The sequence below is a fragment of the Streptomyces sp. AC550_RSS872 genome (assembly GCF_019049285.1).
GTDB lineage: Bacteria > Actinomycetota > Actinomycetes > Streptomycetales > Streptomycetaceae > Streptomyces.
This window is the reverse complement of record NZ_JAGMUL010000014.1, coordinates 44,403-54,288: the sequence shown is the minus strand read 5'-3', so window position 1 is coordinate 54,288 and position 9,886 is coordinate 44,403. Positions and strand designations below refer to the sequence as shown.

At 69.8% G+C, this 9,886-nt stretch carries 8 protein-coding genes and 4 pseudogenes; 4 read left to right on the top strand and 8 right to left on the bottom strand.

Annotated features, from left to right (window positions below; translation table 11 throughout):
- Window positions 1–436 (top strand): annotated as a pseudogene (locus tag KUM44_RS05140) (carboxyl transferase domain-containing protein); the annotation flags it as partial.
- Window positions 437–593: 157 nt separating this feature from the next.
- On the opposite strand, the gene KUM44_RS05135 reads toward KUM44_RS05140, so the two are convergent.
- On the bottom strand, window positions 594–1,529 hold the full coding sequence (locus tag KUM44_RS05135) for a hypothetical protein (protein ID WP_217206537.1): 936 nt from the start codon (window positions 1,527–1,529) through the stop codon (window positions 594–596).
- Window positions 1,530–1,730: 201 nt separating this feature from the next.
- Window positions 1,731–2,021: a hypothetical protein gene (locus KUM44_RS05130; protein ID WP_217206536.1), complete on the bottom strand. Its 291-nt coding sequence runs from the start codon at window positions 2,019–2,021 to the stop codon at window positions 1,731–1,733.
- A 28-nt stretch (window positions 2,022–2,049) separates the two neighbouring features.
- Here KUM44_RS05130 and KUM44_RS05125 point away from each other — a divergent pair, with 28 nt between their 5' ends.
- Window positions 2,050–3,030: a threonine/serine dehydratase gene (locus tag KUM44_RS05125; RefSeq protein ID WP_217206535.1), complete on the top strand. Its 981-nt coding sequence runs from the start codon at window positions 2,050–2,052 to the stop codon at window positions 3,028–3,030.
- Window positions 3,031–3,193: 163 nt separating this feature from the next.
- Here the strand turns inward: KUM44_RS05125 and KUM44_RS05120 are convergent, their stop codons facing one another.
- From KUM44_RS05120 to KUM44_RS05110, 3 genes are read right to left on the bottom strand one after another with little or no spacing between them, the layout of a single operon-like run.
- Window positions 3,194–4,354, bottom strand: a complete 1,161-nt coding sequence (locus KUM44_RS05120; RefSeq protein WP_217206754.1) for an oxygenase MpaB family protein — start codon at window positions 4,352–4,354, stop codon at window positions 3,194–3,196.
- Window positions 4,355–4,386: 32 nt separating this feature from the next.
- The gene (locus tag KUM44_RS05115) at window positions 4,387–5,442 is read right to left on the bottom strand and encodes a polyprenyl synthetase family protein (RefSeq protein ID WP_217206534.1); all 1,056 of its coding nucleotides are present in this window, start codon (window positions 5,440–5,442) and stop codon (window positions 4,387–4,389) included.
- Window positions 5,432–5,710: a polyprenyl synthetase gene (locus KUM44_RS05110; protein WP_217206533.1), complete on the bottom strand. Its 279-nt coding sequence runs from the start codon at window positions 5,708–5,710 to the stop codon at window positions 5,432–5,434. The genes KUM44_RS05115 and KUM44_RS05110 overlap by 11 nt, the downstream gene beginning before the upstream one ends.
- 508 nt (window positions 5,711–6,218) lie before the next feature.
- Between KUM44_RS05110 and KUM44_RS05105 the strand changes: the two genes are divergently transcribed.
- Window positions 6,219–6,953 (top strand): family 16 glycosylhydrolase, encoded by a 735-nt coding sequence (locus KUM44_RS05105; protein ID WP_217206532.1) that lies wholly within the window; start codon window positions 6,219–6,221, stop codon window positions 6,951–6,953.
- 257 nt (window positions 6,954–7,210) lie between these two features.
- Here KUM44_RS05105 and KUM44_RS05100 read toward each other — a convergent pair.
- Both KUM44_RS05100 and KUM44_RS45075 read right to left on the bottom strand, forming a co-directional pair.
- Window positions 7,211–7,871: pseudogene (locus tag KUM44_RS05100) on the bottom strand (CoA transferase subunit B).
- 8 nt (window positions 7,872–7,879) lie between these two features.
- Window positions 7,880–7,972: pseudogene (locus tag KUM44_RS45075) on the bottom strand (succinyl-CoA--3-ketoacid-CoA transferase); the annotation flags it as partial.
- On the opposite strand from KUM44_RS45075, the pseudogene KUM44_RS05095 reads away from it, so the two are divergent.
- Window positions 7,971–8,286 (top strand): annotated as a pseudogene (locus KUM44_RS05095) (transposase family protein); the annotation flags it as partial. The pseudogenes KUM44_RS45075 and KUM44_RS05095 sit on opposite strands and share 2 nt — an antisense overlap.
- A gap of 317 nt (window positions 8,287–8,603) precedes the next feature.
- Here KUM44_RS05095 and KUM44_RS05090 read toward each other — a convergent pair.
- Entirely contained in the window at window positions 8,604–9,791 is a 1,188-nt protein-coding gene (locus KUM44_RS05090) for a M20 family metallopeptidase (protein ID WP_217206531.1), read from the bottom strand.
- Window positions 9,792–9,886: the final 95 nt, after the last annotated feature.

Genomic DNA, 9,886 nt, shown 5'->3' with positions numbered 1-9,886 from the left:
ACGTCCCCGGGTTCCTCCCGGGCGTCGACCAGGAGCACGGCGGAATCATCCGGCACGGCGCGAAGCTCCTTTACGCCTACTGCAACGCGACCGTGCCGGAGGTGCGTACATCGTCATGGACAGCCAGTCCATCGGTGCCGACCTCACCTTCGCCTGGCCGACGAACGAGATCGCCGTGATGGGAGCGGAGGGTGCGGCCAACGTCATCTTCCGCAGGCAGATCGCCGAGGCCGAGGACCCCGAGGCCATGCGGGCCCGCATGGTCAAGGAGTACAAGTCCGAGCTCATGCACCCCTACTACGCGGCCGAGCGCGGCCTGGTGGACGACGTGATCGACCCCGCCGAGACCCGCGAGGTGCTCGCCAGGTCCTTGGCGATGCTCCAGACCAAGCACGCCGACCTGCCACTTCGCAAGCACGGCAATCCGCCGCAGTGACGCGCATGGAGCGGTGACGACGCTGTCATACCTGGGCCTGCGGGCCGTGGAATCCTCGTCCGATGCCGGAAGCCGTATGCGGGAGAACCGCACGCACGGTTTGCAGCGGCCGGGACTGGACACGGAGCGGCGGCCACCGCGCCGGCCCCCGACGCTCCTAGGCTCGGTTTTCGGCAAGCGCCGGGTTCTGGGTTGGGGTGTCGGTCGGGGCCGGGACCTCCTTCCCGGCGTTCTCCGGAGCGCCGAACCAGGCCACCGCGACCGCGCCCGAGACCGCCAGGACGAAGCCCGTCACCGCCAGCCAGGCGAAGCCGGGGCGTGAGGCGTCCCCCAGCCACCAGACGCCGATCATGCCGGGCAGCACGGTCTCGCCGACCACCAGCGCCGCCGTCGCCCCGTTCACCGAGCCGATTTGCAGCGCGACGGTGTGCAGGTACATGCCGCCGATTCCGGCGACCAGAATGGCGTACAGGGCCGGGTCGGCGAGCAGCGTGCCCAGGTCGAACGGATCGATCCCGTTCAGCACCCGCACGCCCACGCCGAGCGCGCCGAAGCCGAGACCGGAGAGCAGACCGGCCAGGATCGCGGCCCGGGCGCCGAGCAGCCGGACCAGGACCGTGCCGCCCGCCATCAGCAGCAATGAGATCGCGAGGAGCCACCAGTGGGTGGTGATCGGCGTGTGCCCGCTGCCTTCAGGGCCCGCCGCGCTGGCGAGCAGCACCAGCGCCGAGCAGACGACTGCGATCGAGGTCCACTCCGCCCGGGTCAGCCGGATGCCGAGCAGCTTGACGCTCAGGACGGCCGTGATGACGAGGTTGGCGCTGATGACCGTCTGGGAGAGGAACAGCGGCAGCAGCCGGGCGGCGAGCGCGCCGAGCCCGAAGCCGACGAAGTCCAGGATCGTGCCGACGATGAACTCCCAGGTCATCGCGGCCTTGGCGGTGGAGGAGAGGCTGGGGCCGCCATGCGTGGTGACCTGTCCGGCGGCGGCCGCCTCGCGGCGGGCCGACTTGCGGGAGCCGACGGCCTGGAGGACGGAGCCCGTGCCGTAACAAATCGAGGCCGCGATGGCGGTCAGGAGTCCTATGAGCACCGAGCACTCCGTTTCAGGGGGTGGTTCTTGGATGTCCTCCCTGCCAGACGTGGGATCGACCGCCCGCGTTGCGCGGACCGGGTCTGCGTCGAGATGGACGTGAAGAAGGCCGTCCGGCCTCCCGCAGCGGACGCGGCGTCACGATCAAGCGGAGACGCCGCGCTGCGTGTTCACGCTGGAGTACGTACCTGCGCTGTTCGGTCAGGGGGACGGCGTGTCGCGGTGGCCGGTCAGCCAGGAGTCGGGGGACGGGACGCACCCGGCGGGGATCGGGGAGCGCAGGGTGCGGCGCATGTGGGTAGAGAGGCGGCGGCGATCGGTCTCGGTGCTCTTGAGACTGCCCCGGCGAGCGGAGAGCGCCGCCTCGAACTGCGCGCGGTCCACCGTCAGGGCGCCGGGGCCCTGGTGCTCCAGCAGCCGTACGGCATCGGAGTCGTCGTCGGCCGGCCACAGCCTCTGGAGTTTGCGCTGGTCGCGGTGGACTCGATGCACAGCGTCGGCGGCACTACGCTGCTGTGTCGTGCAGGAGACACGCCTCGACACTGCTCGGGTCCGGGCGGCCCGCCGGGTAATCGACCCGATTTTTCTCGACACTCCGCTGTACTGCTGCGAGGCGCTGGAGCCCGACCTGGGGTGCACGGTGAGCATCAAGCTCGAAACGGCGAACCCGGTCCGCAGCTTCAAGGCCCGCGGCACCGAGGTGGTCGCGAGCCTGCTCGCCGGCAACGGCTCGGCAGCCGTGGTGTGCGCCAGCGCGGGCAACCTTGGTCAAGCCCTCGCTTGGTCCGGTCGTGGCCGGGGGCTCGACGTGACCGTCGTGGCATCCCGCTTTGCGACTCGGGCCAAGCTCGATCGCATCCGCGCGCTGGGCGCCGGGTTGGAGCTGGTGGACGGCGACCACGAGATGGCTCGCGAGCGGGCGGCGGCCGTCGCGCGGTACGAAGGGGTCCGGCTGGTCGAAGACAGCCTGGACATCGAGACCTGCGAGGGTGCGGCGACGATCGGCCTGGAACTGGTGGAGGCTGCGCCGTCGTTCGACACCGTCCTGATTGCTCTCGGCGGCGGGGCGCTGGCCACCGGCGTGGGTCATGTGGTGAAGGCCTTGGCGCCCGAAGTCGAGGTGATCTGCGTCCAGCCGCTGGGCGCGCCGGCGCTGACACACTCGTGGCGCCAACGGCGTGTCGTCACCACCGACTCGACCAACACCATCGCTGACGGCGTCGCCGGCCGGCGTCCCATCCCGGCCGTCCTGGACGACCTCCTCCTGGTCGCTGACGACGCCGTCCTGGTCCGGGAGGCGTCGATCATCGCCGGTATGCGGATGCTCCTTGACCACGCCGGCCTGGTCGTCGAACCTTCGGCCGCGCTCGGTATCGCGGCGATCCTCGAAGACCGTGACCGCTTCGCCGGCCGACACGTCGTCACCATCGTGTGTGGCAGCAACGTCGATGTGGACGCCTACCACCGCTGGGTCGGTGCGGCTGCCATCCACAGGCCTTGACCACTCTGTAGTTCTCGCCTGCTCGCGGGGTTTCCCGTCCCCATGCGTGCTGCACCCGTGCGCTTCGTCTCTTGCGCTGGGATCAGTCCTGGCAACCAGCTGACGATTTCAGTGCGCACTGAACCCCGGAGCGTGCAATACCGGAGCTTGGGCATCTGCGTGATCAACAGACGGTGGCCGCGGGTGGATCCCATCGGCGGGTGCGGGGCACCGCAGGGGAGATGCCGTAGTCCTTCTTGAGCTGTTCGGGGATGGCGTAGTGCATGACGCGCCCGCGGGTGAGGGAGGACAGTTCGAAGACGGTGGTGAGGTGGCCGAGGCGGTCCAGGGCCCAGGCGCCGAGGGGGGAGCGGTCCTCGATGGTCTCCAGGACGCCGAGGAGGTGGGGCACGGCTTTGACGACGGTGTCCCACGGCGTGTGCGGTACGTCGAGCCAGCCCGCGCAGGTGTCGCCGATGAGGTGGCGGATCAGAGCGGAGACGATCGGGTCGAAGAAGGTGCCGGGCACGACCTCCTCGTACAGGTCGATGAGCTGCCGGGTCAGCTGCGCGCCCTCTTCGGAAGGCCCCATGTGCCGGATCATGTACAGGTCGAGGAACTGGCGGGCCTCGTCGAGGGTCTTGGGGACCGCGTCCTGGTCGACGCCGAGCATGGCTCCGACCACCCGCCACGCGTAGTAGTAGGCCTCCGCGCCTTCCTGCGACATGTGGATGCCGAGGCGGTGCAGGCTGTCGAGCACGAGCAGGGAGAAGAACATCTGGCCGCCGATCATGTCCTCCTGGCAGATCGGCACTCCCAGCGCGTCGGCGTCCCATCGGTTCTCGCGCCCCAGGTGGTGGCGGATGGAGGCGTGCAGGAGGCGGACCTTCTGGGCGGCGGGGACGAAGCGGCCGCCGGCTTCGAAGGCGTCGGGCTGCATCAGGTAGACGGTGAACTGACCTGTCTCCGCCATCCGTTTGGAGGGGTACTTCAGTCCGTGGGTGGCCGACAGCAGCTTCGCCACGTGCGGTACGACGTAGCAGGCGGGCATGGAGGCGAAGGACAGCGCGGTGGAGATGTGCACGTTGTTGTCGATGAAGAACAGCCGGGCCTTCTCCATCTCCGACCAGTCCACCCAGGCCGGCGGGACACGGGTGGCCTCGAGGTACTCCCGCGCGACGTCGGGCAGACCGTCCGGCAGGGGAGCGCCGGCGGTGGAGACGTAGCGCATCAGGCTGTTGAACGTGCCCACCTGGCCGCGTTCGAAGAGCGTGGCGACGGTGGCGTCGGCGAGTTCGTCACCGGCCTGCCGCAGGGCGTCCATCGACGCGTCGGTGTACGTCATCGTCATGGCAGGGCTCCGTTGTGGATGGGTTCTCAGAACTGGCGGTCCGCCGCGGAGCGGGCCAGTGCGGTCAGGGCGGTGCGGGCAGGGGCCGGTACGTCCAGCTCGTCGAGAGCACCGAGCGCCTCCTCGACCCGTACGCCGATCATGTCCTCGATGCGGTCGGGTGCCCTCAGCACGCGCATCACCTCGCGGACCGTGTCCAGGGCGTCCGCGTCCAGGCGCCGTCGGCCCAGCAGGGCGCGCAGCCGCGCGCGGTCGTCCTCCCCGGCCAGGCGCCAGGTCTCCGCCAGCAGGGCCGTAGGCCGGTGGCCTTCCACGTCGTCGGCGTTGGCCTTGCCGGTGCGCTCCGGGTCTCCGAACAGACCGAGCAGGTCGTCCCGCAGTTGGAACGCCTCGCCCAGCGGCAGCCCGTACGCGGAGTAGCCCTCGCGCAGTCGTGTGCCGGCCCCCGCGAGGGCGCCGCCGATCAGCAGAGGCTGCTCGACGGTGTACTTGGCGGTCTTGTAGCGGATCACCTTCAGTGACGCCTCGGTGTCCGGTCCGGCTCCGGTACGCAGGATCTCCAGGCACTCGCCCGCGATCAGTTCCCGAGCCATCACCGACCACAGGGGGCGGGCACGGGCGAGGTACGCGGCGGGCAGGCCGCTGGTGGCGAACAACTGCCCGGCCAGCGCCATCAGCAGGTCTCCCATCAGCATCGCCAGCGACCTCGCCGCCGCCGCGCCACGCGGACGACGCCGTACGGCATCGCGCAGGGCGACATGGGCCGTGGGGCGCCCGTGCCGCAGCGGACTGTCGTCGATGAGGTCGTCGTGAACGACCGCAGCGGCGTGCACCAGCTCCATGGACGCCGCCGCCCGCACCAGCGCGTCGCTGTCCGGCTGGCCCACCGCGCGCCAGCCCCAGTAGCAGAACGCCGCGCGCAGCCGTTTGCCCTCCGCGACCGCAGCCTCCAACTGCTCGGCCACCGGGCCCAGGAGCGGATCGACCGCGGCGAACTGATCGGCTTCCTGGGCGACGAACCGGCGCAGCACCTCGTCGATGCGGACCTTGAACGCGACCGGCTCCCAGCGGTCAGTCATCATCGGCGTTCTTCCGGGCCGACACGTGCCGGGCGAGGATCTCCAGGTGGGCCGGGGGCACGGCGGCGTACCGGTCCAGCACCAGGCGCCCACGCGCCGCGAGGTCGTGCTCGGCCTGCGCGGCGAGCTCCGCGGCGTCCGAACGGCGCAACAGTCCCCGCACCGCGCCGACAGCCGACCCCAGCGTGCTCACGGCCAGATCGGCCAGCCCGGCCGCCAGCAGCACCGCCTGCTCGTCCAGGCCTCCGCGCCGTCCCGTTTCTCGCGTCATGCTCTTCCCCACCCCCATCCGGGCGGCGCCGGTCACGCGCCGTCCCGTTGAGCATCGCGTCACATCGGGCGGGAGTCCGGAGAACTCACGATCGGGTGATCACATCGATCGATCGTGCGGACCGCCGCGGAGGTGACCCCGCACTCGGCGGTCTGGCGCCGGGCTGATCACTGTGGCGGTCCCACTGCCTACGCCTGCATGGTCGCTCCGCCGTCCTCACCGCGGCCGATACCCGACTGATCTCCCACGCGGGCCGGGTGCTCGGACATGGCCGGCACGCCCTGGGGCGCGCCCTCTCGTGGAAGATCATTTGGCTCCACTGGAATCACCGGGTGGCTCGCGATCGTCGGAGGGCCGGTTGCCCACCGGGCTCGTTCAACTTCCAAAGGCATGCATCGGCCCACGCGGCACATCTTGTCAACGATCAAACGGACTCCTACAGTCCAGCGATACGTGGGGCGCGGGATCGCTCCCACGCCCCTTCGTTCATCCAAGCAATGGAGCCGCGATGTCCCCCCACCTCGCCAGGCCGAGCCGCAGACGCATACTCGGTGCCGCACTGGCCGTGCCCCCCGCGCTGATGCTGGGTGCGCAGACCGCACGGGCCGCTTCCTGGGGCACCCCAGTGACCGTGAACTCCTGGAACAAGATCAACGCAAGGTGGACCGCCAACAACGAGTTGCAGACGTACCGGCCGGACTGCGTCTGGTACGAGGGCAACACTCTGGTGATCAAGGCGTACAACGCCGGGGGCGGGGTCTACCACTCAGGCCGTGTGGAGTCGACGGCGCTGTACGGGTACGGCACATACAGCTTCACCGCGAACATGCCCAACGGACGGGGACTGTTGCCGGCGGTATGGGCGGCGTACCTGAATCCGTGGCTGCCCGAATTCGACGCCGCTGAGATCGTGGGACAGAACCCGGGTGTCGTCTACCAAACGTCCCACGACGTCAATAACGTCCAGGAGCAGTTCTCGAAGACGAACTCCTCCGGCTGGACAAACTCGTACCACACGTACTCGTTCAGCTGGTTCCCGGACCACATCGATTTCGCCGTGGACGGCGTCATCACGGGCACCACCTGGTACAGGGCCCCGTCCGGAACGGGCCTGCGCTTCATCGCCAACATAGCGGTCGGCGGTGACTGGCCCGGCAACCCGGACTCCTCCACCTGGGCCACCGCTGACGGCGCCCGCTATCTCAGGATCTCCTCCATCACCCACACGCCGTACCACCCGTGAGGCGAACCCGCCAAAGTTCCCTGCTCCGTCCATGAGGAGCTGACGCGATTTCAGGTTCGATCAGCCGTTGCCTGATCGGCGCAGTGCTTGGCGAAAGGAACCGAGGCCGTCCGTACGGCCCGGCGACCGAAGCGGAGCCAGAAGGACCTGGAACAGGGGGCGCTCAAGACGCCTTGCGCGCCCCCTTTGGCCAGTGATGGAGGCAGTGGTGACGGGCCGCTGCCCGAACCTGCGAGCGGGGTCGTGGACGACCGCGTTCAGCAGGCGGCGATGACGGCGTCGGTCCGCAGGCGCGCGGCCGTCTTCGCGGTGATCTCGTCGAGGGGGATGCCGGGTGCGGTCTCGACGACGGCGAGGCCGTCGGGCGTGATGTCGAGGACGCCGAGGTCGGTGATGACGCGGTGGACGCACCGTGCGCCGGTGAGCGGCAGGGTGCACTCGGTCAGGATCTTCGGGCTGCCGTCCTTGGCGGTGTGCTCCATCAGGACGATGACCCGGCGGGCGCCGTGGACCAGGTCCATCGCCCCGCCCATGCCCTTGACCATCTTTCCGGGGATCATCCAGTTGGCCAGGTCACCGCGTTCCGGCACCTGCATGGCGCCCAGCACCGCGGTGTCTATGTGACCGCCGCGGATCATGCCGAAGGACAGGGTCGAGTCGAAGAACGAGGCTCCCGGCAGGACGGTGACGGTCTCCTTGCCCGCGTTGATGAGATCCGGGTCGACCTCGTCGGCGGTCGGATAACGGCCGGTGCCGAGGAGCCGTTCTCGGAGTGCAGCACCACCTGCACGCCGGGCGGGAGGTGGCCGGGGACGAGTGTGGGCAGGCCTTGCCGAGGTTGACGTAGGAGCCGTCGGTGAGTTCGGCGGCGGCGCGGGCGGCCATCTGGTCGCGGGTCCAGCCGCGGGGCGTGTCCATCGTCGTGCTCATGCTCGTACTGTCCTCTTCTCGATCTGTTTGTCAGCGGCCTGAGCGGGGGTGAGCTCCACGATCCGCTGGACGAAGACGCCGGGGAGATTGGCCGGCGCCGTCCATGACATTCGGGCTGCACGCGAGCACGGCATCATCGACGCCCTCGCCCAGGCCGGCATCACCTGCTGGGCAGACAAGGGCTAACAGGGCGCGGGTGGCACGGTCCGCCGCCCGTACCGCGGCCGGTGGGACCGTCTTTCCACCGGCCGGCAGGCTGTCAATCGGTCCCATGCGAAGGTGCGGGCACTGGTCGAACAGGCCATCGCCGCCCCCAAGCCCTGGCGTGTCCTGGCGTCTCCTGCGCAAGCTCCGCTGCTCGACAACCCGAATCACGAACCTCGTCCAGGCTGTCCTCACCCTCGTTCGCGTGCGTCCCATGCATCGACCATGCCAGGACGACTCACGACTCACGACTCACGACTCACGACTCACGGCGGCCGCCGGCCGCCCGTACTGTCCATTCGGACTCGTGACCTGCTGCCGGTGGCATCGGTGTCCGACGGGGCCGAGCCGGGCGTGTGACGCGTCAGGGCCCATCCGCCGGACGGGGGTGAGTCCTGTCATACGTGCAGGCCAGGGAGGGGAATGCGATGGGCACACGCGAGGACATTGCGCGGGCAGCGAGCATTTTTGCATCTCACGTTGGCGAGGTGCGCTGCCCGGCCGACCGGGTGCAGCTCAGGCGAGGGCGTCGAGACGGTGTGACAGGAACCCCGCCATCGCGCGGACCCCGATCCCGATCGCGTGCTCGTCGGCAGCGAAGTCCGGGGAGTGGGGGACCCCGTTGATGCCCGCTTCCGGGTTGGCGACGCCGAGGTAGAACATCGCTCCGGACACCTGGTGCAGGAAGTACGCGAAGTCCTCGCCGTTGAACGGATACGCCGCGTGCAACTCCATGACCGCGTCCGCACCGAGGGCGCCTCGCAGGTACGAGGCTGCCGCCGCGTTGAGCTCCGGCGAGCACACCATGGCGGGCAACGGAGGCTCGGTGAACTCCACCCGCCCACGGGGCAGCCCATCCACCCAGCGCCGCACCTCCTCACGGATCTCGGCGTACCGGCTCTCCGGCCAGGCCCGCAGATAGGCGTGCACTCGCGCGCCATCATCGCCCGAGCTCGAATGGGACAGGGCGTAGACAAAGCGTGCCAGCGGGCCGTCCGGGGTCTGCATGTCGTCCATGAGCTGCTGGAGCTGTCCGGGCGTCTGCGGGCGCCCGACAGTCGACAATCCGTCGATCATGGCGACGAGCCGCTTGGCGTCGTCGGCGGCGCCCGGCCCCGCCAGCTCGATCCGGAAGCGGTCTTGCCCCGGCTGACCCGGCCCGACCGCGAACGTGCCGACTGGAGTGGGGCCGCAGTGCAGCGCGTAGATCTCCCGCGGCGCGGTCCGCTCCAGGACCCCGTCCTCGATCATCGCCCGGGCGCCCTCGCACGTCTCCTCGGCCGGCTGGAAGAAGAAGGCGACCCGGCCGTTCAGCTGCTTCCGCAGCCGTGCGAGGACCAAGGCGATACCCACCCCGATCGCCGTGTGCAGGTCGTGGCCGCACAGGTGGGCCGCCCCGGGGACCTGCGAGGCGAAGGCACAGTCGAACAGTTCGTCGTCGTCGACCGCGTCCATGTCGGCCCGGTAGGCGACGGTCGGGCCCTCACCCGCACCGTCGAGCACCGCCACCACACCATGGCCGCCCACGCCGGTTACGACGGCCAGACCCGCGGCGCGAAGCCGCTCGGCGACCAGTGCTGATGTGCGCCGCTCCGCACCGGCAAGATCGGGATGCCGGTGGATGTCGCGGCGCATCCCGATCAGCTCATCGTCGATCTCGGCCGCAATCCTGTCGATTATCGCGTGGTCCAGCGCGGAAGACATGCGCCGGAGGCTACACGAGCCGATCTCCAACCCGGCCTTGAGCGGAGGGCCCGTGAGGCCGCCGAGACCGTGGCCGCCCTGGAGGAAGACGCCGC